The 21,067-nt window shown below is 67.8% G+C and carries 19 protein-coding genes; 9 read left to right on the plus strand and 10 right to left on the minus strand.

Going from position 1 to position 21,067, the window contains the following annotated elements; genetic code table 11:
• Positions 1-4 precede the first annotated feature (4 nt).
• From HUA74_RS22305 to HUA74_RS22315, 3 genes are all read right to left on the minus strand, one after another.
• Positions 5-427: a DUF4326 domain-containing protein gene (locus HUA74_RS22305; RefSeq protein WP_174456247.1), complete on the minus strand. Its 423-nt coding sequence runs from the start codon at positions 425-427 to the stop codon at positions 5-7.
• A gap of 17 nt (positions 428-444) precedes the next feature.
• Complete coding sequence (locus HUA74_RS22310) at positions 445-726, minus strand: hypothetical protein (RefSeq protein WP_141642476.1); 282 nt, start codon at positions 724-726, stop codon at positions 445-447.
• A 188-nt stretch (positions 727-914) separates the two neighbouring features.
• Positions 915-1,685 carry a class I SAM-dependent methyltransferase gene (locus tag HUA74_RS22315; RefSeq protein ID WP_217443530.1) on the minus strand — a complete coding sequence of 257 codons (771 nt, stop codon included), beginning with the start codon at positions 1,683-1,685 and terminating at the stop codon, positions 915-917.
• Between the two features lie 134 nt (positions 1,686-1,819).
• Between HUA74_RS22315 and HUA74_RS22320 the strand changes: the two genes are divergently transcribed.
• Positions 1,820-2,134 (plus strand): hypothetical protein, encoded by a 315-nt coding sequence (locus HUA74_RS22320; protein WP_174456131.1) that lies wholly within the window; start codon positions 1,820-1,822, stop codon positions 2,132-2,134.
• Between the two features lie 58 nt (positions 2,135-2,192).
• Here the strand turns inward: HUA74_RS22320 and HUA74_RS22325 are convergent, their stop codons facing one another.
• A complete protein-coding gene (locus HUA74_RS22325; RefSeq protein WP_174456132.1) occupies positions 2,193-3,725 on the minus strand; it encodes a Fic family protein in 1,533 nt (510 codons plus the stop codon).
• Positions 3,726-4,027: 302 nt separating this feature from the next.
• Positions 4,028-4,591: a DJ-1/PfpI family protein gene (locus HUA74_RS22330; RefSeq protein WP_141642479.1), complete on the minus strand. Its 564-nt coding sequence runs from the start codon at positions 4,589-4,591 to the stop codon at positions 4,028-4,030.
• Positions 4,592-4,679: 88 nt separating this feature from the next.
• Here HUA74_RS22330 and HUA74_RS22335 point away from each other — a divergent pair, with 88 nt between their 5' ends.
• The 6 genes from HUA74_RS22335 to HUA74_RS22360 all read left to right on the plus strand — a co-directional run bounded on the left by HUA74_RS22335 (position 4,680) and on the right by HUA74_RS22360 (position 11,193).
• Positions 4,680-5,399, plus strand: coding sequence for a FadR/GntR family transcriptional regulator (locus tag HUA74_RS22335; RefSeq protein WP_174456133.1), 720 nt, complete (start codon positions 4,680-4,682; stop codon positions 5,397-5,399).
• 177 nt (positions 5,400-5,576) lie between these two features.
• Entirely contained in the window at positions 5,577-6,959 is a 1,383-nt protein-coding gene (locus tag HUA74_RS22340; protein WP_174456134.1) for an FAD-binding oxidoreductase, read from the plus strand.
• Between the two features lie 198 nt (positions 6,960-7,157).
• Positions 7,158-7,553: a YciI family protein gene (locus tag HUA74_RS22345; protein ID WP_174456135.1), complete on the plus strand. Its 396-nt coding sequence runs from the start codon at positions 7,158-7,160 to the stop codon at positions 7,551-7,553.
• The gene (locus tag HUA74_RS22350; protein ID WP_174456136.1) at positions 7,553-8,812 is read left to right on the plus strand and encodes an RNA polymerase sigma factor; all 1,260 of its coding nucleotides are present in this window, start codon (positions 7,553-7,555) and stop codon (positions 8,810-8,812) included. The genes HUA74_RS22345 and HUA74_RS22350 overlap by 1 nt, the downstream gene beginning before the upstream one ends.
• Before the next feature lie 164 nt (positions 8,813-8,976).
• Positions 8,977-9,618, plus strand: a complete 642-nt coding sequence (locus HUA74_RS22355) for a peptidoglycan-binding domain-containing protein (protein ID WP_174456137.1) — start codon at positions 8,977-8,979, stop codon at positions 9,616-9,618.
• A gap of 3 nt (positions 9,619-9,621) precedes the next feature.
• Entirely contained in the window at positions 9,622-11,193 is a 1,572-nt protein-coding gene (locus tag HUA74_RS22360; RefSeq protein WP_174456138.1) for a hypothetical protein, read from the plus strand.
• 33 nt (positions 11,194-11,226) lie between these two features.
• Here the strand turns inward: HUA74_RS22360 and HUA74_RS22365 are convergent, their stop codons facing one another.
• Positions 11,227-12,057 (minus strand): alpha/beta hydrolase, encoded by an 831-nt coding sequence (locus HUA74_RS22365; protein ID WP_141642486.1) that lies wholly within the window; start codon positions 12,055-12,057, stop codon positions 11,227-11,229.
• A 147-nt stretch (positions 12,058-12,204) separates the two neighbouring features.
• The gene (locus tag HUA74_RS22370; RefSeq protein ID WP_174456139.1) at positions 12,205-13,782 is read right to left on the minus strand and encodes a serine hydrolase; all 1,578 of its coding nucleotides are present in this window, start codon (positions 13,780-13,782) and stop codon (positions 12,205-12,207) included.
• A gap of 266 nt (positions 13,783-14,048) precedes the next feature.
• Here HUA74_RS22370 and HUA74_RS22375 point away from each other — a divergent pair, with 266 nt between their 5' ends.
• Both HUA74_RS22375 and HUA74_RS22380 read left to right on the plus strand, forming a co-directional pair.
• Positions 14,049-16,268 (plus strand): phosphodiester glycosidase family protein, encoded by a 2,220-nt coding sequence (locus HUA74_RS22375; protein WP_174456140.1) that lies wholly within the window; start codon positions 14,049-14,051, stop codon positions 16,266-16,268.
• 122 nt (positions 16,269-16,390) lie between these two features.
• Positions 16,391-17,011 carry a hypothetical protein gene (locus HUA74_RS22380; protein WP_174456141.1) on the plus strand — a complete coding sequence of 207 codons (621 nt, stop codon included), beginning with the start codon at positions 16,391-16,393 and terminating at the stop codon, positions 17,009-17,011.
• A 12-nt stretch (positions 17,012-17,023) separates the two neighbouring features.
• On the opposite strand, the gene HUA74_RS22385 is transcribed toward HUA74_RS22380, so the two are convergent.
• From HUA74_RS22385 to HUA74_RS22395, 3 genes are all read right to left on the minus strand, one after another.
• Positions 17,024-19,021 (minus strand): serine/threonine-protein kinase, encoded by a 1,998-nt coding sequence (locus tag HUA74_RS22385; protein WP_174456142.1) that lies wholly within the window; start codon positions 19,019-19,021, stop codon positions 17,024-17,026.
• Between the two features lie 135 nt (positions 19,022-19,156).
• A complete protein-coding gene (locus tag HUA74_RS22390) occupies positions 19,157-19,912 on the minus strand; it encodes a DUF5953 family protein (protein ID WP_174456143.1) in 756 nt (251 codons plus the stop codon).
• Positions 19,909-20,811, minus strand: a complete 903-nt coding sequence (locus tag HUA74_RS22395; protein WP_174456144.1) for a DUF6310 domain-containing protein — start codon at positions 20,809-20,811, stop codon at positions 19,909-19,911. Before HUA74_RS22395 ends, HUA74_RS22390 begins: the two co-directional genes overlap by 4 nt.
• Between the last annotated feature and the right edge of the window lie 256 nt (positions 20,812-21,067).

Below are 21,067 nucleotides of genomic sequence, written 5' to 3' on the forward strand. Positions count from 1 at the left end.
GCCGTCAGCGCCGCGAGTCCAGCCAGGACACCAGCACGTCGGCGTGACAGGGGCCGGGCTTGCACCAGCAGCCCAGCCGCTGGCCCCGCAGCGCGAGCACGTCCTCGCGCCAGGCGGCGTCGTGACGGGTGCGCAAGTCCAGGTACCAGCGGAAGGACTCGAACGCGTCCACGTCCGGGCCCATGCGACGCAGGGCCTCTTCGCGGACCTGCTGCTGCTCGGTCTCCGGCAGCGCGCCGAGCCAGGGGACGAAGTACTTCTTCAGCATGGCGCCCGGAGTGCCGACGCCTCCGGGTTTGAACGGGTTGCCGAAACGACCGGGCACGGGGTTGGTGGGGCTCGGCTTCGCCCACGCGCGGAAGGCCCGGCCCACGTACACGTCACAGCCTTCGTGCACATGGACCGCCGTGGTGCGCGTCCCGGTCATCGGCATCACCTTCAGGGCTACTTCTTGCGCTTCTTGCCGGACGCGGGGACGGCGGCGGGGGCGGCGGCCGCGGCCTGCTCGGCGGCGACCTTCAGCTCGTCGCGCTCCTTCGACACGTTGGCCAGCTCACCCTCCAGCTCGCCGACCTTCGTCTTGAGCGCCTCGTTCTCCGCGCTCAGCGTCTCCTTGTCCTTGCGCAGCACGTTCACTTCGACTTTCGCGCGGTTCAGCTCGCGCGAACCACCGCATCCGACGAGGGGAACCACCGCCAGCATCGCCACGGCCATCCATGCCTTCATGTGAGTCTGCTCCTCTGTGCCCCGGGCCCGAGGGCCTGGGGACTTGATTCATTCGGTGAGGGGAAGGGGCCGGAGGAGCCCACCCGTCCCACCGGCATCGAGCCGGCGAGCCTAGGCATGGAGCCGTCACGAGCGGAAGCCACCGTTGCGTCGGATGCGCTCACGCTGAGGGAGGGAGTGTTTGCATCTCAAAGCGCGGCGCCGGGCCCCGCAGTGCCAGCTCCTTGGACTTCGTGAATCCACACGGACTCGAGGCCCCAGGTGAAGAGGGCGCGGTGGTGGGAGAGGACGGTGAAGCCCTTGGCCTCCACGGGGCGGGTGACGGTGAGGATGCGGGTGCCGGGGCGGCAGGCGAGCAGGCGGGTGACGAGCCGGGCCCGGGTGTCTGGAGCGAAGGCCGTCCAGTTGATGAAGACGTGGGTGGCGTCGCCGAGCGAAAGGTCCGCCTGGGTGGCGTCCGCCTGCCGCAGCACCGCGCCCGTCCTGGCCAGGGGCCCCGAGGCGAGCGCGACGTGTTGTTCGAGCAGTTCGAGCCCCAGGGCCTCCGCGCCCAGCCAGCGCGCGGCGAGCAGGGCCCGCCCGCGTCCCGCGCCCAGGTCCACCAGCCGGGAGCCCTTCGTCAGCCCGGCTTTCCGGAAGAGCGACAGCGCGGTGTGCACGGGCGTCTCGCCGTACATCAGCTCGTGGAAGTCCTGGTGGCTCGCGTGCAGGACGCGGATCAACTCGAAGGAGCGACGCGGGCGGTAGGGTGAGACGAGCACCTCGCGCAGCCACAGTCGCAGCCAGGCGAGCAGGAGCCGGGGGCGCCACGCGAGCACGAGAAAATCCCCCAGCCGGTTCACCCCTTCCAGGCCCAGGCTCCAGACGCGGATGACGAGGAGTCGGGGGAGGGAGATGTGGAGGTCGTCGTCGGATGACGAATCTCGCCGCGCGGGCGGGCTGGGTGAGTCCTCGGCCATGGCTGGGGCGGGCGAGGGTAGCACTCGTGAGAGCAAGGCCGTGCCGAGGTGCCCCGCGACTTTTCGCGGGGACCCGGGTTCGTACCGCCAGACCCGATGAGCCGGCCTGCCCGGCCTGACGCTGGAGATGAGCCATGAAGCGGAACGTGTGGACCGTGGGGACGCTGGTGCTGGGGTTGTTGTTGGCGCTGCCCGCGAGCGCGGCGAAGGCGGACCGTCGGCAGGTGCGCCAGCAGGCGCGCATCGTCCAGGGCGTGAAGAGTGGAGAACTCACGGGCCGCGAGGCGGTGCGGCTCCAGTCCCAGCACCGCGAGCTCCGGCGGGACATCCGTGCGGCGCGAGCGGATGACGGCCGACTCGATGTCCGGGAGCGCGCGAGCATCCAGCGCGAGCAGAACCAGCTCAACCGCCGCATCCATCGCCAGAAGCACGACGGGCAGTCGCGCTAGCCGTTCGGGTGGAGTGACTCGATGCCCTCTGGGGTGCACGCGAACCTTCACCAGGTGCTCAACCCGGGCGGGTCCTCGTGCGAGGCATGAGGTGTTTCTGAACGACCTTCTCCAGTGCCCGTACTTCGTCGTCACTCAAGGCACTGAAGTATTTGGTCCGCTTGCCTTTGGACAAGTGGCCTCCATTCTGGAGGCAGAACTGGACGAAGCGATTGCGCGCCGTGTCCGGCAGTTCGACGATGCCATCGAGCTTTTCGCGGGCTTCACGGTAGCGGACGATGAAGTCCAGTTCGTCGCGGAACTCCGTGCGGATGGTTTCTTCAGTCCACCGGTAGAGGTCCTCCGCCATGCGCGTGAAGTCGACGTAGCGGTAGAAGCCGCTTGTCTTTCCTTTCACGGAGAGGCGCCCCATCTCGTCCACGGTGTAGTCGAGGAGCTTCATGAGGGGTTTGGAGAAGGACTCAAGGCAGGCGTCGTACTGCCCTCGCCTCTGCAACATGATCGCGGAGATGGGGAAGATGAGCCCCTTGGGAGTGAACTCCGCCCGGGAGAGGATGTAGTGGATGAGCAGTCTATGGAGTCGTCCGTTGCCATCCTCGAAGGGGTGGATGAAGACGAAGCCAAAGGAGATGGCGGCCGCATGAACGATGGGGTCCACTGCGGAATCCGTCATCCGCTCCAATGAGGAGAGCAGTCCTCGCATCAGTCGGGGGACCATCTTGGGCTGTGGCGGAACGAAGTGGACGTGTTGACGCAGTCCCACGCCGACGGACTCACCCACATAGTTCTGCTCCGCGCGGTAACTCCGCTCCCCGAAGCGGTCCTCCACAATCACGTTCTGCATCTGGACCAGCGCGGCCTTGCTCAGGGAGTCCCAGGAGGGAATCTCACGCAAGAGGGAGGCAAACCGCGCGGCGCGCTTCTGGCTGGGTTCCTCCCGCTCGATGTCGAAAGAGGAGCGGGTCTCCTTGGTGTAGAGGTAGTCGACAGCACGATGGAGCGCGTCCTCGTCGTAGGACTCCACGATGCGCACGGCCTCGCTCGCGAGCTGTTTCGCCTCGAACTCTTGGAGGACGGAGGTTCGCCGCACCAAGGGACAGAAGTTCACGTCGCCGAGCAGGTTGTCGCGCACGCGATGTCGCCGGCTGTTGATGGGCCGGGCGGTGTAGTAGCGCTTGGGGTCGAGCAGTTCGACGTAGTTGCCCTGGCTCACATCCTCCAGGGGAAGACGCCGCTCCGTGAGGAACTCATAGAGGAACCACAGTCGCCGGGTGTTCTGCCCCGTGGGGCGTGCCTGGATGTGGTAGGTCAGCTCGTCCTCGAAAGGCCCCTGCTTCACCGCTCGGAACAACGCGGCGAGAATCTCCAGGGAGATGCCTTCGTGTTTGAGCGCGAACTCCAGTTGGTCGCAAATCGCGGGCCCTGGATTGTACGGGTTCGGGTAGGTGACGAACTCGCGCCCATCGCTGCTCTGCATTTGCTTGCCCGCGACCGCCGCGCAGGATGAAAGCTGATGGGGCGGTAGCACCTCGAGATCATGATCCGCGATGACCTTCGCGTACCCGATGGGGCTGCCTTTTCCCGGCAACATCGCGGACCCCTCCTGTCCCTCTCTCCTCGGTTTGAGGGCCTGTTGCCTGCACTTGATTGCAGGACAGGCGCACTGCGGAGCTCGATAGTTCCGAGGGCTTTAGCCCATGACTGCGTTATTTTCTGTCGAAATCGTTAGAAAAAGCCGGTTCAGACAAGAAATAATTATGACGGATGCTTGGTGAGAGAGCGGCCGTGTCCGGTTCACCCGCCCTCCTCAAACAAAGAAGGCCCCCACTGTGGAGGCCTTCACGCGCTACCCGCCAGGCGGCTTCGCTTCAGTGGCCACGCGTGGACGGCGGATCAGGCCGCGGGCGCCTTGGCGCGCAGAATCTTCATGAACTCGCGCATCCAGGCCGGGTGGTCCGGCCAGGCGCGGGCGGAGACCATGTTCCCGTCGACGACGGCGGCGGAGTCGATGAACTCCGCGCCGGCGTCCCGCACGTCGAGCTTCAGTGCGGGGTACGCGGCGCTCTTGCGGCCCTTGAGGACGCCGGCCGCGGTGAGCAGCAGCGGGCCGTGGCAGATGTGGGCCACGGGTTGGTTCTTGTCGAAGAAGTGCCGGACGATGCGCTGACAATCGGCGTCGTTGCGGATGTACTCGGGGGCTCGGCCGCCGGGGATGACGAGCGCGACATAGTCGGCCGGCTTCACCTCGGAGAAGGCCAGGTCCGCCTGCCACGTGTAGCCGGGCTTCTCCGTGTACGTGTCGAAGCCGTCCACGAAGTCGTGCACCACGAACTGGAGCTTCTTCTTCGACGGGGCCGCGAGGTGGACCTCGTAACCCTCCTCCAGCAGTCGCTGGTACGGGTACATCACCTCCAGGGACTCCGCCGCGTCGCCTGCGAGCATCAGGACCTTGGCCATGGGTGTCACCTCCATTGGGGTCTCAACGAACGACCGCTCCATCGTCTCCGCTGGTCTGACCATCAGTCAATCAGGTAGTCTGTCCGTCATGGTTTCCGGACGGACGTTCCAGGCGGTGGTTCGTAACCCCTTGTATCTCCAGGTGGCGGAGCGGATTCGGGAGGCCATCCTCAGTGGAGGGATGCCGCCTGGGGACGCGCTGCCCCCGGAGCGGGAGCTGGCGGAGCAGTTCGGGGTGAGCCGGGCCTCGGTGCGCGAGGCGCTCCGAGCGCTCCAGGCGCAGGGGTTGGTGGTGGGGCGGGGGAAGGCGCTGGTGGCTCGGGCGGCGAGCGGCCTGCTGAGCGAGGCGCTGACGCACGTGGTGCGGCTGCGGCTGGCGTCACTGGAGGATCTGGTCGACCTGCGGTGTGTATTGGAGGCGGCGGCGCTGGAGCGGGCGGCGCGGCGGGCGGACCGGACGCACCTGGAGGCCGCGAGAGCGGCGCTGGAGGAGATGCGGCGGCCGGGTGTCACCGCGGAGTCCTTCCATGAGGCCGACGTGCGCTTCCACGTGGAGCTGGTGGCGGCGTCGGGCAATCGGGCCATGCACCTGGTGATGCTCGCGCTGCGCGACGCGATGGCGAGGCACCTGCTCGACGCGTTGGGGACGGAGGGACCGGGAGTGCTCCAGCGGCTCGCGGATGAGCACGCGACGATGCTCGACGCGGTGGAGCGAGGTGACGCGGCGGGCGCGGCGGCGCTGCTGCGCGAGCACATCGTGGGGTTCTACCGCGCGTCCGTCTCGGTGCCGGCGGAGGCCGCGCGATGAGCGGCCAGGGCGCGTGTGATTTCACGCCCACGCCGCGCCAGGCGGTTGCCCCATGACGACCGGTGGGAAGGCAACCTTGCTGCGTCAGTCAACTCATCGCCGTGAGGGCAGCCTCATGAGTGCCGGGATTGCCTCGCGAGGACGCGCGCTCACGTCCCCACTCCAGGAGGTTGCCCCATGACGACCGGTGGGAACGGAGCCTTGCTGCGAGAGTTGGCGGCGGTGCTTCCCGCCGAGGCGCTCGTCACGGACGCGGACGTGCTCGACGCGCACCGGAGGGACCAGGCTGAGTGGGCCCCCGCGGGCATGCCCCAGGTCCTCGTGCGCGCGACGTGCACGGAGGATGTGCGCGCGGTGCTGCGCATCGCCTCGGCACGTCGAGTCCCCGTGGTGCCTCGGGGCGCGGGCTCGGGGCTGTCTGGCGGAGCGAACGCGCTCGATGGGTGCATCGTCCTGTCGTTGATGCGGATGAACCGCGTGCTGGAGGTCGACGCGAAGGGGATGCTCGCCGTCGTGCAGCCCGGCGTGCTGAACGCGGAGGTGAAGGCCGCCGCCGCCGCGCACGGGCTCTGGTACTCGCCGGACCCGGCGAGCTGGGAGTTCTCTAGCCTGGGCGGCAACCTCGCCACCAACGCGGGCGGACTGTGCTGCGTGAAGTACGGCGTGACGGGGGACGCGGTGCTCGGACTCGAGGTCGTCCTCGCGGATGGCTCCTTGGTGCGCACAGGCGGGCGCACGGTGAAGAACGTCGCGGGCTATGACCTGACGCGTCTGTTCGTCGGCTCGGAAGGCACGCTGGGCGTCATCACCGAGGCGACGCTCAAGCTGCGCCCCAAGCCGCCCAAGGCGACGACGCTGGTGGCCACCTTCCCCACGCTCGCGAGCGCGGGAGCGGCCGTCACGGACATCATGGCGCGCACGCGTCCGTCGATGCTGGAGCTGATGGACCAGGCCACGTGCCGAGCCGTGGAGGCGTACAAGCCCCTGGGCCTGGACGTGGACGCGGCGGCGTTCCTCCTGGCGCGCTCGGACGCGGGCGGCGAGCAGGGCGTGGCGGAAATCGAGGCCATGGCGAGCTGCTGCGAGGCCACCGGGGCGACCTTCGTCATGCACACCTCGGATGAAGCCGAGGGCGAGCTGCTCCTCACCGCGCGCCGCCTCGCCTACCCGGCGCTGGAGCGGCAGGGCGCCACGCTGCTGGATGACGTGGGCGTGCCGCTGTCGCGAATCCCGGAGCTGTTCGCCGCCGTCGAGCGCATCGCCGCCGACCGGGGTGTCCTCGTCGGCACCTTCGGTCACGCGGGGGATGGGAACATGCACCCCACCGTCGTCTTCGACCGCCAGGACGCGGCGGCGCTGGAGCGGGCGCGCGGGGCGTTCGACGACATCCTCGGCGCGGCGCTCGATTTGGGCGGCACCATCACCGGCGAGCACGGAGTGGGCGCGCTGAAGCAGCCCTTCCTGGGCCGGCAGCTGGGGGAGGAGGGGCTGCGGCTGCACCGCCGCATCAAGGGGGCGATGGATCCACTGGGCATCCTCAACCCCGGCAAGGTGCTCTGAATCCCCACGCCTCGCGTGGCGCGTGGGCCTTCGACGCGCCGCGCATTTCCCGTGGAATCGCGCACGGTTGTTCGCCGACCTGGGAGGTCGGTCGAATATCGTCATCGACGATGTCGAGACCTCGCTCCTGGCTCCGACATTTCGATGAACGTGCCCCAATGGAGGGGCGCGGGTGCCAAGAGAAAGAGGGAGCCACCCATGAAGTACATGCTCATGATGAACACCCCGGCCGGCGGGGCGTACCAGGTCGCAAGCTGGCCGCAGAAGGACCTCCAGGCGCACATCGCGTTCATGAAGGGCTTCGCGAAGAAGCTCGGCGCCTCGGGCGAGCTGCTGGGTGCCGAGGGCCTCGCTGGACCTGACCAGGCGAAGAGCGTGCGAGCCGGGGCGGATGGCAAGCCCATCACCGATGGCGTGTTCCCGGAGTCGAAGGAGTTCCTCGCGGGCTATTGGATTGTCGAGGTGGAGAACCCCGAGCGCGCCTATGCCATCGCCGCCGAGGCCTCCGCCGCGCCCGGCCCTGGTGGCAAGCCGCTCAACCTGTCGATTGAAGTGCGGCAGGTGATGAGCGGTCCCCCTCCCGACATGGAGTGATGGTGGTCGCGGAACACGTCCACATCGAGCACCTGTTGCGCGAGCATGCGCCGCGGGTGCTGGGCGCGGTCATCCGGCGGTTTCGAGACTTCGGAGCCTCGGAGGACGCGGTCCAGGAAGCGCTGCTCGCGGCGGCCCTGCAGTGGCCTCGCGAGGGCGTGCCGGACGACCCGCGCGCGTGGCTGATTCAGGTCGCCTCGCGGCGCATCACAGACCATGTGCGCGCGGAGGCGGCCCGTCGCCACCGCGAGGAGCTGGTCGTCAGCCTGGTGCCGCCGGAGCTGCAGCTCGTGCTCTCGCTGGACAGCGACGAGGCGCTGGGGCGGGACGATGCGCTCGTGTTGCTGTTCATGTGCTGTCACCCGGCGCTGTCGATGACGTCCGCGATTGCGCTGACGTTGCGCGCGGTGGGCGGCTTGACGACGGCCGAAATCGCGAAGGCGTTCCTCGTCCCCGAATCGACGATGGCGCAGCGAATCAGCCGCGCCAAGCAGACCATCAAGAGCTCCGGGGTGCCGTTCCAGAAGCCCACGCCGGAGGAGACCGCGCAGCGGTTGGGCGCGGTGCTGCACGTGCTCTACCTCATCTTCAATGAGGGCTACACGGCGACGTCCGGTCCGGAGCTGCACCGCACGGACCTGTCGGGCGAGGCGATTCGCCTGACGCGCTTGTTGCACACGCTGCTGCCCGAGGACGGCGAGGTGGCGGGGCTCCTCGCGTTGATGCTGCTCACGGACGCGCGCCGGAAGGCGAGGACGGGGGCGGCGGGGGAGCTGATTCCGCTCGACGTGCAGGACCGGACCCTGTGGGACGCGAGGATGATTACCGAGGGAATCGCGCTCATCTCCGCGACGCTGTCGAAGGGCTCGCTGGGGATGTACCAGGTGCAGGCGGCCATCGCGGCCGTGCATGACGAGGCGGCGCGCGCGGAGGACACGGACTGGCCGCAAGTGCTGGCGCTCTACGGCGTGTTGATGCGCCTGTCCGACAACCCGGTGGTGGCGCTCAACCACGCCATCGCGACGGCGATGGTGCTGGGGCCGGAGGCGGGGTTGGTGCTGGTGAAGGGGCTGGATGAGGAGGGGCGGCTGGAGGGGAGCCATCGGCTCGATGCGGTCCGCGCGCACCTGTTGGAGCGAGCGGGGAAGCACGAGGCGGCGGTGGAGCACTACCGGAAGGCCGCGGCGCGCACCACGAGTCTGCCGGAGCGGAACTATCTGCTGACACAGGCGGCGAGGCTGAGCGACGCGAAGAAGTAGCGCGCGACGGACACTCTGGCGCGGCGCGGCGAACCCGTGGCGGCCGAGTGGAAGGAAGGGGAAGCCGCTATGCCCTGAGGTGCATGCCGCGAAATGCGGAGCCTCGACTAGCGTTCCTGGACGGTGAGGGAGTTGGGGCTCTTTCATCGACGAGGGGGAAGACCATGTCCACCACCCATGTCATTCGACGTGGCGAGTGCATGTTGCTGGTCGCACGGCGCTACGGAATCCTGGACTACCGGCAGGTCTACGAGCATCCGGCCAATGCGGAGCTGCGTCGCAAGCGGCCCAATCCGAGTGTGCTCTATCCCGGGGACACGGTGTTCATCCCGGAGCCGCGCCCCTCGTTGATGCCGCTCTGTGAAGGGTTGCCGCGCTCTCTCACTGTCAATGCGAGTGCCCGTTATCTGCGGCTCGAGTTGCGAGACGACGTGGGCGCACCGCTCGCGAGCAGGCCCTATCTGTTGTTGTTCGGTCCCCGGGTGGTGGAGGGGGAGACGGACGGAAACGGCCTCCTGGTGCAGCGTGTTCCGCTCAGCGCGAGTCGTGCCGAGCTGGAGTGTGAGGACCAGTGGTGGGAGCTGGAGCTGGGCACGCTGCGTCCCATGCACGACGTGCCGGATGACGGTGTCGCGGGGGCGGAGGCCCGGCTCATCAACCTGGGGTACGCGCTGGCGCCGACGGGGCGGATGACGCTGGAGCTGCGCAGCGCGCTTCGAGCCTTCCAGCACCGCAATGGCCTGGCCGTCACGGGGCGGTTGGACGCGGAGACGTCGACAAGGCTCGAAGCGTTGCACGGGAGCTGAGGCATGACGGCGAAGGCGGCGAAGAGGCAGGGCGGGGCGGAAGCGGAATCTCCGAAGAAGGTCGCGGTGGCGACGGCGCCGGAGCGAGAGGCGCACCACGCGACGCTGAGAGAAGCGCAGTGTACGGACTGCGCGGTGGGACTGCTGCGGCAGTACGTGAGCGCGAGCCTGCGCAGGCAGAGGAAGGCGGACCCGGGGAACCGACGGTTCCACTTGAAGGGCGACGAGGCGCTGGAGTTCTCGCGGACGACGCCCCTCGCGCTTCAGCTCGTGGGACTGCGTCGGGAGCGCGGCGTGGCCCCGGGGTTCGAGGACCTGCTGCTCGTGCTCTATGACCCGGCGCTGCTCGTGGAGGCGGAGCGGCCCCTGCTCGATGCGGAGGGCTTGCGCGAGGCGAACCTGGAGGACACGCAGGCGTATGTGGACGCGGTGCTGGAGGACCGCGTGCACGCGCCACCGAGGGACTGGCCATTTCCGGGCGTGAATGTGTCCTGTCCGAAGTGCAAGCACTGGCGCGTGGCGATGTTCCCCCTCACCACGGAGACAGGCCACTCTCCGGAAGAGGCCGCACGGGGAACGAAGCCCCTTCACCTGAGCGCGATAGCGCCGGGGCTCTACAACGCGCACTTCCGAATCGCACCGCACGAGGAGGGAGCGGAGTCCTCTCCCGCACCGAGTCGCTCTGACGACGCGCCTCCCGAGAAGAAGAACCAGTCCAACCGAGTCGCGCTGCATGAGGAAGATGCGGCGTCGCCCGTGCTGCGACTCTCCGAGGACGCGATACCCGTGAGAAGGCGTCACCTCATCGCTGAGTTGTTGAAGTCCGCGCAGGCGGCACACGACCGGGAAACAGACGAGGTGATTCGAGTGGGCTTCCTCGAGAAGGACACCGCGACGAGGACGTCTCAGGCGGGGCCCGCGCTGAACGATGCGGACGCGTCGGTGACGGAGCCCCAGTCACGGACCGACGTTGCGCGGGTGGCCGAGCACCGGAGGCGCCAGGCGGCGGCGGTCTTCGAGGCGTTCAAGGCGAGGCTCGAAGCACAGGAGCGGTGTCTCCGTTTGGAAGATGCAAACGGGACGGAGACGCAGGACTTCACGGCACAAGGCAACGCGCTGGCTCATCTGGAAGTCGTGGAGGACGAGACGGCTCCGATGAAGTCGGGCCTGCGGTGTGTCTTCAAGACACCCCCGTCGTCTCCGCCAAGGACACTGCGGCTGACGGCGGAGTCCGTGCTCGTCACGCTCGGCACGACGAGTGGCGCGGGCTTCCATCCACCCGGAGTCGGAGGGTCGGGCGTCGAGGCCCGTCAGGTGTTCCGCTCACCCGAGGACTTCAAGACCTTCCTCCGGATGGCGGTGCTGTCGAAGCGAGCGCTCTGTCCCGCGCGCCAGTCGACCTGCACCGGGTCTCGAGAATGCCCGACTCGAATCCAGGACCTGGAGCCCTGTGACTTCGGAGCCTGTGGCTTCAGGTTCGACTACGTGCTGGCCGAGACGACTCGCGCGAACATGGAGGCGCTCGTGTCCCGACTGGGTGGCCCGGACTGGGACGCGCTCTTCGCGTCGTCCTGAGCCTCCCCAGTTGCGCGATATCGAAACAACGACTCAGCTCCGGACGGTGGCGTGCTCGGTGGCCCAGTTGAGGGCGAGGTCCGCGACGGCCTCCCAGCCCGGCTGCGCCACGGTGTAGTGCGAGCGGCCCTTGAGCTCCACGTACTCCGTCACCGCCTTCGACTTCGCGTAGCGCTTCACGTTCTCCCGCTGGATTTTCGCCGGGAGGATGATGTCCGAGTCACCCGAGAGGAACAGCAGCGGCGCGCGCTCGTCGTTCTTCAGATTCACGGTGACTTCGGAGTGCGGCGTCAGGTTGGCGAGGGCGCCCTGGAACAGCGCGCGGCCCGAGCCCGGCACGTACTGCGTGCGGTACACCTCGTCCGACTCCTCCTGCGTCAGCGTGTTGGTGAAGGCGTAGTGGAACTGCTCGGGCGTCATCGGCGCGGGGCGGTTCACGTTGGCCGGGTTGAGCAGCGTGGACGCGGTCGACTTGATGGTGGTGAACGGCAGCGTGTAGACGCCCTTCACCGGCGCGGAGTGGATGGCGACGCCCGCGGCGCCCACGCCCCTGTCCAACAGCATCTGTACGAAGGCGCCGCCGTAGGAGTGGCCCATGAGGATGGGCGGGGTGGGCAGCGCGCGGATGATGCGCTCGTAGTGGTCGACAATCTGCTTTACGCGCAGATTCTCCAGCGGCGTCGGGTCCTTCTGGAGCGCCTCCACGCCGACCTCCAGGCCGGGCCACGACGGGGCGATGACGCGGTAGCCGGCCTTCGTGAAGCGGTCAATCCACCCCTGCCAGCTCCTGGGTGTCATCCACATGCCGTGGACGAGGACGATGGTGTCGGGCTGGGTCTGGGTCTTCTGGACGGTGGCGCTCATGGCGTACTCCCTCTTGGGTTCACCGCGTCTGCCGCGGTGTGCGTTGCTGACAAGAGGAACAGTAGAGACCTGGGCGTCCGCGAAAAATGGGGTGCCGGGCAGAGGACTGTTTCCACGCGGGAAACAATCCTCCCCAGGGGAGACCCGCTACTTCGAGGCCGCGCCGAGCTTCTCCAGCATCATCACGGCGTTGTTGTTCTTGGGGTCCAACTCCAGCGACTTCTTGTAGCGGAAGATGGCCTCGTCCTTCCGCCCGGCCTCGGCGTAGCCCTCACCCAGGCTGTCGTGGGCGTTGGAGTCCTGCGGGTAGAGCTCGACGTTGGCCTCGAACATCTTCACGGCGTCGGGGACCTTGCCCGAGCGCAGGAGCGAGTAGGCGATGTCGTTGAGGACGGCGGGGGACAGTTGCTTGTCCTCGGGTGTGGCGGCGCTCTTGCGGGCCTTGAACCAGGTGATGGCGGCATCGGCGCCCTTCAATCGCGTCAGCAGGTCCACCGTGGTGAAGGCATTGTCGGGAGCGAGCGTGTAGCCCTTCCAGCCGTACTCGGCCATGACGCTCGCGATGATGGGCTCGAAGAGGCGCGAGCCCGCATCCGAGTTGGTCATGATGGCCACGCCGCTGCCCGACTCGAAGGCCATGAGGAAGCAGCGGAAACCCTCGTTCGAGCCACCATGGCCGAACCAGTCCTGGTCCGCGGGACGCTCGAAGCCGATGCCGAACCTCTCTGATTGGCGGGTGAGCATCTGCTTCGCCATCGCCTGGGACACCACGCGGCGGGACTGCCCCTTCGTCGCCTTGGACATCTCCAGCGCGACGCGGGCGAGGTCCGACGGCGTCGTCCACAGTCCGGCGGGGGCCATCTCCGGGTAGACATGCCAGCGGCCCTCGACGCTCTTGCCCCCGGAGTACGTGCCGCTGGCCGCCATGGGCGCCAGGTGCTTGGGCAGCGGCTGCTCGTAGGTGCTGTGCTTCATGCCGAGCGGCGCGAGCACGGTCTCCTTCATGATTTGGGGGAAGGGCTTCTTGAGCTGATCCACCAGCATCTGCTGGACGATGGTGGTGCCTCCGCCGCTGTAGCGCGTCAGCGTGCCGGGCACGGTGTCCACGCGCACGGCGGACGTGTTCGCGGGCTTCTCACCATCGAGCACCTGCTGGGTCGTGGGCACGGGCCCGGTGACCGAGTAGCCGGGGAAGCCGCTCACCGTCGTCCCCGCGCTGTGCGAGAGCAGCCGGCGCAGCGTCACCTTCTGCTCCTTGGTGAACTCGTTGTCGGGCAGCTTCCAGGAGACGAGCGTGTCGTTGATGTCCGCGTCGAGCGACCACTTGCGCTTCTCCGCGTGGTGCATCGCGGCGAGCGCCGCCACGGGCTTGCTGATGGACGCGGCCTGGAAGAGCGTGTCGACGGTGACGGCGTCGGTGCCGCCAACCTGCTTCACGCCATAGCCCTTGGCCCAGATGAGCGAGCCCTGGTCGAACACGGCGATGCTCACGCCGGGGATGCCATACAGCTCCATCCACTGAGGCAGCGAGAGCTGACGTGGCTCCTCGCCGGGGAGGGTTACCGCAGGCAGGCCCTGCTCCACGCGAGCGATGCGGGCGGCCTCGGTGGGCCGGGCCAGCCACTGCGTTGCGGGCTTGCGGGTGTCCGCGGCGGTGAGGAGGCCCAGGGCCGTGAGGCCCGAGAGGGCCACGGTGAGGAGGCGGGACGAAGGTCTTGGGTTCATGGAAGGGTTTCCTGGAGGACTCGCGTGAAATGCCGCGTCACACGAACCCTACGCGGTTCCCCCGGGTCGCTTGCGCTCGTCTGCTCATGAGGCGTGTCACGACCCGGTGGAAAACCCCGAGCGGACACCCGCCAATGTCCTGCGCCAACCCCTGGAGGTGTCGAGCAGGAAACAGACGCGCTGGGTTCAGCACGTGCGGGGAAATCCGGAAATCACCGAATCGAGAATGAAAAGACGGGCTTCGACTTTCCGGAAGGAAGTGACGCATGGGGGGCACGGCAGCGATTCGAGGTGGCTCACCGACGACGTCGTCGACGGGAACCGCTGAGGCGGATGCGGCCCGGCGTGCGGAAGAGGCTCGGCGTCGCGCGGAGGCGGCGAGGAAGGCGGCGGAGGCCGCGCGTCGTGCCGCCGAGGAGTCGCGTCGTGCCGCGGAGGCCGCGCGTCGCGCGCAGGAGAAGGCGCGAGCGGAGGCGGCGAAGGCGAAGTCCCAGGCCGAGGCGCCTGGGCAGACTCCGACAGAGGCCAAGGCTTCCAGGAAGGAGGCCGTGGAGGCGCAGCGGGCGGAGAAGCTCGCCGCGCAGCGGACGACTCGGGCCGAGGAGGCGCAGCGGGCCGCGGAGGAGCATGCCGCGCGCTCCGCCCAGCGTGCGCAGGGCGCGATGCGTGAGGCGAACACGCAGGCCAGTGTCCAGGGCCTGCCGCCTCCGTATGACGCGCAGCGCCTCTCGGGCGCCACGTCCAATCCAGTGCGGAGCAGTGTGTCGAGCTTCGAGGACGCCTCTCGCAACGTGCTGCGCGACAAACTGCTGGGCCATGTGCCTGCGCCCCCGGGGAGCTCGGAGGCGTCGTCGCTGCTCACGGAGGACGCGAAGGACGGCAAGGTCAACTGCCTGGATACGGCGGCGGACTGGGTGGACAAGGCGTCGCCGGAGCTGCTCGCGCGCTCGGAGATGGTCTTCCTGAAGGACCAGCGGCCGGGGACGGAGGGCCAGACGGGGCACGTGGTGGTGCGCCAGGGCGAGCAGGTGTTGGACCCGACGACGAACAAGTCGTACGAGTCGTTGGACGCGTACAAGAAGGCGCAGCCGCAATACACGGAGGCGGGGACGGTGTCGGCGACGGATGCGAAGCGCATCTTCGACACGCCGCCCGGTTCACCCGAGCGCGCCGCGGAGCTGGACAGGGCGAAGCTGTCTCCCGAGCTCCAGTCGATGATGGTCGCGGACGTGAGCACGCCGGAGAAGGAGGCGTGGGACCGCTACGACGCGCACGTGAAGAAGGGCCTGGACTTGAGGGACGTTCCAGGGGGCCTGCGCCAGGAGCTTCGCGCCGAACACACCGCGACGACGCAGCGGTTGAAGGACGAGGCGAACAAGTCGTCTGTTGACCGACTGCGGCAGGAGTTGAGCGCCACGCCGGAGGGCCAGAAGGCGCTCGCGGACCTGGATGCGCGCGGTGTCCAGGTGAACGTGGTGGACGACGCGTCCTATCCGGAGCTACCCGGCGAGAAGACGGACGGCTACTCGTTGCCGGGCAACGGGGACATCACGTTGCGCCGCTCGGCGGCCACGTCGGACGTGTTGCTGCGCGAGGCCCAGAACTCGGCGCGGACGCAGGAGCTGAAGCTTCCGACGACGGAGGCGGACGGGAAGCGACTGTCCGCGGCGGTGACGGAGCGCATCAACGCGAATCCAAGACAGCCGGTGGAGTTCGAGGCCGATGGCCTCCACGTGGTGGCGATGAAGAACGCCACGCCATCCGTTGTCGAGCATGGGGGCAGCATCGTCGACAACGTGTTGGGGAGCTGGGCGAGGCCGGAGGCGGCGAAGCCCTTCTCCAAGCTGGCGCAGGAGGAGGGGCGCCAGCCAGGCAGCGACACCATCATCAACACCAGCTTCTATGACGTCCCTTTCTCCGGGAGCAGTCCGGTGGGGAAGGTGATTGAGAACGGGAAGGTGCTAGGGGGTGAGTCGTCACCGGACCGGTTCTATGCGGCGTGGACGTCGAGTGGCCTGAAGTTCGGGCAGGGAGATCCGCCGGCGGATTCGAAGGTGGCGTTTGGTGGGGCGGTGCCGCTCATCATCAACAACACGCCGTATGGCGACGGGAATCAGTACAAGGCCGGGACGTCCTCGTCGGCGCCGCGCACGGGAGACCCGGGGGCGTATGCGTCCGACCTGACGCAGCGGAACAACGAGGGCTTCAAGGACCAGAACGAGCGGGGTGCGAACAGTGGAAAGGTCGTCGTCGGTTACGACCGGGACACGGGCACCACGTATGTCGTCGCGCAGGACGACGGGTCGAAGCCGGGCAAGACGCTCGCGGAGATTCGCGACTCGCTGGTGAAGCTGGGGGTGGATGACGCGGTGTCGTTCGACGGCTCGGACTCGGCCACGCTGGTTCGGGATGACCAGGTGAAGGTGGACCCTGGCGGCGTGAAGGACCGGACCATCCCCTACGGGCTCAAGCTGAGCCTGCCGTGACGTGGGGGACGGGGCCCGGATGTGTGTCGGGCCCCGGAAAAGTAATTCCCGATGTAACCGTGTGGGCGCTTCTGGCGAAGAAGGGGTGTCTGTCCCTCATCGCACTTGGAAGGAAGTGACCCGTGAATTCGCTGACCAAGGTGGATGGCCGTTCGACGATGCGCCAGCAGGGCCCGAAGGCGGATGACGCGCAGCGCGCGGATGATGCGCGCAAGAAGGCGGAGGCGGAGGTTCGGGCGGCGAAGGCGGCGAAGGAGGCGGAGAAGAACGCGCGCAAGCAGGCCGAGGCCGCGGAGAAGGCGCTCGACGAGGCTTCGAAGAGGCGGGTGGAAGCGGAGATGAAGGCGAATGCGCCGGGGCAGACGCCGAAGCAGCAGGAGTCCTCGGCGAAGGCGCTCGCGGAGGCGCAGGCGGACGAGCAGACCGCCCTGGTGAAGCTGGCCAACGCGCAGAAGAAGCTCGAGTCCGCTTCCGCGAAGGCGTCCGAGTCCACGCGTCGCGCGGACGAGGCGAAGAAGAAGGCGAACGACGCGGCGGAGCGGGCGGGGCAGCCTCGGCCATTTGGCAAGGAGCAGCCCAAGGCCAACGAGAAGTCTCAGTCGACCTTCGAGGACGGACAGCGCCAGCCGGACATGGAGAAGATGATGGGCCGGACGCAGTCCGCGAACAGCATGGAGCCGGCGTTCTCCTCGGACATGCCGATGATGAAGCCCTCGGAGATGATGCAGTCGATGAGCGTCTGAGCGCGGCTCCGCTCACTTCGGCGTGGCGTGGTCCAGGACTTCCTTCCAGGCATCGAGCGCGCGGTGGATGTCCATGCGCTCGGTGGCGGTCGTCTCCTTCATCGCGAGGTCATGGATGCGGACGAGCGACTCCTCGATGACCCGGGGGTACTCATGCTTGGACGCGCGCTCCAGGTACATCGCCTTGAACTGGACGAAGCGCCGCGCCAGCCGGTCATCGCTGGGCGTCAGGGCTGGAGTCGAAAGCATCGCCAGTACGTGAGGGCCCGGCGCGCGCAGGGGCACCACGGGAGGAGGCGGTGGCGTGGGCTCGGGATGCGTGTCCGCTGACGAGGGCGGCGCGGTGGCGACCTTGGGGGCCTGGAGTGCGCGCAGGTGCTGCGTCAGCGTGGAGATTGACGCGCTGACCTGTGTGCTCTCGGCCCGGGTCGTCGCCTTGAGTGCGCGTGTGTGGAGGTGCTTGAGCTCCTTCTCGAACTCCTCCGAAGGGGCGCGGCCCGAGGTCTGCTTCAAGTAGCGCTCCTCGAGGTTGTAGACGCGCTGGACCAGCTTGGGGTCCGGGGGCGCCTTCTCGCCGCGTGGCAGGAAGGCCGCTGGGTGCCTCGGCGTGGGCCGCGATGGCTGCTGCTTGGGGTCGGTCGCGGCCTTGTGGACGGCCGGGGTGGCCGTGGAGGCGTCCGCGTCGGAGACAGCGGGCGTGGATGCAGCCTCGAGCGCCGCCGAGTTGGAGGGCTGTGTGCTTCCCTCGGAGCCGGGCTCGGGGAGGTTTGGAGTCGCGCCTTTCGTTGGGAGCGCCGGGGCGTTGATCGCGAGAGGCTGCGCGGAGGCTTCTTGCGTGGGCGGCGGCGGAGCAGGAGCGGGCGCGCGCTCCGGAGGATTCTGACGGGGCGCCTCCGCCGCGGTGACGGTGGTCGGGACGGGTGTTGTCCCCGTGCGTCCGGGCCCCCAGGGTGAGAGCAGGAAGGTTGCCGTCGCGACGCTGGAGAGGAGCGCGGCGCCGGCGGCCAGCCAGACACGTCCGCGTCGTGTCGTGGGGTGGGGGAGCTTCACCTGGGACCAGGTGGATTTCGTCCCACCTTCACGGCCGATGGGTTGAACGGTCGCGGTCGTTCCGGGGCCGAACGGAGGGACGACGGTGGGCGGAATCCGCTTCAGCGCCTGTTGCACTGCCTCGGCGGACTCGGGGCGCAGGGCCGGGTCCTTGGCGAGCAGATGAAGGACGAGGGTGTCGAACTCGGGCGCGATGCCGGGGACGAGTGAGGAGGGGAGTGGGGGTGGTTGCTCGACGTGAGCGAAGAGGACCTGGAGCTGTTCGCCCTTGAAGGGGCGTTCGCCGGTCAGCATCTGGAAGGCCATGATGCCGACGGCATAGAGGTCGGTCGCGGAAGTGACGGTGGTTCCGCGAATCTGCTCGGGGGCCATGTACTCGGGCGTTCCGAGGATGGTGCCGTCCACGGTGGTGGGGCCGTCGTGGCTGCGCACCAGCTTGGCGATGCCGAAGTCGACGAGCCTGACGGCGCGCGAGCCGTCGAGCATCTCCGCGAGGAACACGTTGCCGGGCTTCATGTCCCGGTGCACCACGCCCGCCTTGTGAGCGGCTCCGAGCGCCGAGAGAATCTGGTCGAGAATCCAGGCGGTGGTGTTGGGGTCCAGGCGTCCGAGTTGCTTGAGGGATTCGGAGAGGGACTGGCCGCGCAGCAGCTCCATGATGATGTAGGGCCGCGAGTCGGGCAGGCGTCCGAACCCGAAGATGTCGATGATGCCCGGGTGGCGGATGGAATTGACGGCGCGTGCCTCGATGAGCAGACGTTCCACCTGTTGCTGGGTGACGTGCTCGGCGCGGAGGACCTTGATGGCGACCTGTTTGCCAATCAGGGGGTGGACGGCGCGATAGACGACGCCCATGCCTCCCTCGCCGATGCGCTCCTCGATGATGAAGTCATTGACCTGGGTCGAAATCAGCGAGTCTTTGACCCGTGGACTTCGTTCCCCCCTCGTTGTCTCTCTCACGGTCATCGGTCTTGCCACGGAGCCTAGTGCCGGCGTGTGAGGCCACTCAAAACGTGGTGCGAGGTGTTGGCCCTGACAATGTCAGATGTTGGCCATCTGAGGGGAGAGGTGTCTGCTGAGGCCCGCGCTGAGGCGTCAAGGCGTTGAGCGACCGCCGATCTTCGGGAAGCGCTCGTAGGCCCGTAAGAGCGCGTCCAGGTGGGCGGGGTTGTCGAGCTCGAGCGGCGCTTCGGTGAGCGGCACAATCCATCCACCCGTTGCCGTGCGCCGCGCCCGTGAGAGCAGGTCCGTGTCGCGGGCAGGGTCGGGGAACCCGATGGCTTCCGCGGCAGCATCCGACCAGTAGTTCAGCCAGCCGAGGTAATAGGGAATCTCAGGCGAGCGGATGTGCTCGAAGAGCTTCAGGGCGGGCAGCCCCCTGCGTGGGGACGGCGGCCCTTCCAGCGTGGGTGCTGTCTGATACGCAATGTCCAGCGCGGCGCTGTCCGGCGTCGCATGCCCCCAGAACGCGCGTGCGCCTTCCGCCATGCCCTCCAGCAGCTCCGCCGCTGCCGTGATGATGGCCGCATCCAGTGGCAACTTCGCATGGACTTGGAGCTGTTGCTGGCCGCCAGGGCTTGCGCTCGCGGAGCGTCGCATCCCAGAAATGGTTACTGGGTAGCTCTCGTCGCCGTTGCATAGCAGTGGGAACTTTCCGCGTGTTGCCGCCTCAGCGAGCCAGGCCTCGCGTTGTGGTAGCTCGATGGGGCGCCCTCCTTTGCTCACTTCCCACTCCAGGCGCAAACCGGGCAGCGCCCGTTCCATGCCACGGACGACAGCGAGTGTGCGGCCGTCGTGCTCCGCGAGTGTAGGCGCGTAGACGGTCATATCGAGGCGCTTTCGCGTGGTCATCGTTTGCATCCCGTGACGGCGATTCTGAGGCTGGAGTCCTGTCGCAGCAGCGCATCTTTGTGCGCGGCACTACTCACCCCAATGACGAAGCTATATCCACAGGCCGCCGCGATGTCGCGGTCCTCCTGGAACTCTTCCACCTGATCTTCGACGACCCGATCCCGGAGGAAGTCACTGTACGTGTCAAACTGATGGGTCTTGATCTCCCACAGCACACGCGCGCCGACTTGAAGCGCATCAAAGCGCTTGCCGCCAACGAGCACGTCATTGCCGGGATAGCGGTTAGGCGGAAACGTGTCGGCGCACTCGTTATGCGGAGCATCCTCGCCCGCGTGCGGCACCGGGACGGGCCTGCACTCCGGATGGCGTTCTCGGTCCAGTGGATCGGTCGGCGCCGGCGGGAACCAGTCCTGCCCTGCTGGCTCGGGCTTTCGGTGCGTCAAACGCTCCTGCTCATCGGGGGGGCGCGTTTGGGTCTCGGGCTGCGCACCCTCACGAGATGCCCTCCGATATGCATCCAACTCTTCTTTGATGGCGACGGCCACCACGACTGCTCCAGCGACAATCACGGCTCCAACGACTATCTCGGGTGCTATCAGAATGCAGACTCCTAAACCCAAGGTCGCGGCCCCCGCGGAGGCGACAGAGCATCTTCCCGTGACATCGCGAAACTGGACCCGCTGATGGTCGAGCGCCTGATAGCACCTCTCCACAAGCACGGCCCATTCGTTGGATGCCTCCCGCACCACGCAGCGCCCGCCATCCGCCCACGGCAGCGTCGCTGCTCTCTGGAGGTTGGCGACCCTTGGGTTCAAGGGCACTTGCTCCCTTGGGCTCGGTGCCGACGTAGCGCACGCCGAGAGGAAGAGCAGAAGCGTGGCGCAGGCGCGGAGTCGCATGGGCGCGTCCTTTCAGTCGAGCCAGCGAGCCGCGGGTCAGAGTCGGCCTGCTCCGGAGTATGCCACGACGATGTGCGGTGAAGACGCCTGGGCCGTGCCAGCGCGGCTGCTCCGGCGCGACGGGGCTCGGTGGGGAACGCCGTAAAGAATGGCGTCAGGCAGACTGAAGGTCGGGTCGGGCCCAACCCTGAGCTATCCCCTCGTTTGAAGGTTCTCCTCGGAGAACCCATGGGCAGCCGAGCGAGCTTTGAGGGGA

The organism is Myxococcus sp. CA051A (assembly GCF_013336705.1).
In the GTDB taxonomy this organism is placed as follows: Bacteria; Myxococcota; Myxococcia; order Myxococcales; family Myxococcaceae; genus Myxococcus; species Myxococcus llanfairpwllgwyngyllgogerychwyrndrobwllllantysiliogogogochensis.

Bases quoted from the DNA above. Each gene is read 5' to 3' on its own strand.
- HUA74_RS22330 (WP_141642479.1), bottom strand. From the start codon at position 4,591: ATGGCCAAGGTCCTGATGCTCGCAGGCGACGCGGCGGAGTCCCTGGAG.
- HUA74_RS22345 (WP_174456135.1), top strand. From the start codon at position 7,158: ATGAAGTACATGCTCATGATGAACACCCCGGCCGGCGGGGCGTACCAG.
- HUA74_RS22390 (WP_174456143.1), bottom strand. From the start codon at position 19,912: ATGACCACGCGAAAGCGCCTCGATATGACCGTCTACGCGCCTACACTC.
- HUA74_RS22365 (WP_141642486.1), bottom strand. From the start codon at position 12,057: ATGAGCGCCACCGTCCAGAAGACCCAGACCCAGCCCGACACCATCGTC.
- HUA74_RS22355 (WP_174456137.1), top strand. From the start codon at position 8,977: ATGTCCACCACCCATGTCATTCGACGTGGCGAGTGCATGTTGCTGGTC.
- HUA74_RS22325 (WP_174456132.1), bottom strand. From the start codon at position 3,725: ATGTTGCCGGGAAAAGGCAGCCCCATCGGGTACGCGAAGGTCATCGCG.
- HUA74_RS22395 (WP_174456144.1), bottom strand. From the start codon at position 20,811: ATGCGACTCCGCGCCTGCGCCACGCTTCTGCTCTTCCTCTCGGCGTGC.
- HUA74_RS22305 (WP_174456247.1), bottom strand. From the start codon at position 427: ATGACCGGGACGCGCACCACGGCGGTCCATGTGCACGAAGGCTGTGAC.
- HUA74_RS22335 (WP_174456133.1), top strand. From the start codon at position 4,680: ATGGTTTCCGGACGGACGTTCCAGGCGGTGGTTCGTAACCCCTTGTAT.
- HUA74_RS22320 (WP_174456131.1), top strand. From the start codon at position 1,820: ATGAAGCGGAACGTGTGGACCGTGGGGACGCTGGTGCTGGGGTTGTTG.
- HUA74_RS22360 (WP_174456138.1), top strand. From the start codon at position 9,622: ATGACGGCGAAGGCGGCGAAGAGGCAGGGCGGGGCGGAAGCGGAATCT.
- HUA74_RS22375 (WP_174456140.1), top strand. From the start codon at position 14,049: ATGGGGGGCACGGCAGCGATTCGAGGTGGCTCACCGACGACGTCGTCG.
- HUA74_RS22315 (WP_217443530.1), bottom strand. From the start codon at position 1,685: ATGGCCGAGGACTCACCCAGCCCGCCCGCGCGGCGAGATTCGTCATCC.
- HUA74_RS22310 (WP_141642476.1), bottom strand. From the start codon at position 726: ATGAAGGCATGGATGGCCGTGGCGATGCTGGCGGTGGTTCCCCTCGTC.
- HUA74_RS22340 (WP_174456134.1), top strand. From the start codon at position 5,577: ATGACGACCGGTGGGAACGGAGCCTTGCTGCGAGAGTTGGCGGCGGTG.
- HUA74_RS22350 (WP_174456136.1), top strand. From the start codon at position 7,553: ATGGTGGTCGCGGAACACGTCCACATCGAGCACCTGTTGCGCGAGCAT.
- HUA74_RS22370 (WP_174456139.1), bottom strand. From the start codon at position 13,782: ATGAACCCAAGACCTTCGTCCCGCCTCCTCACCGTGGCCCTCTCGGGC.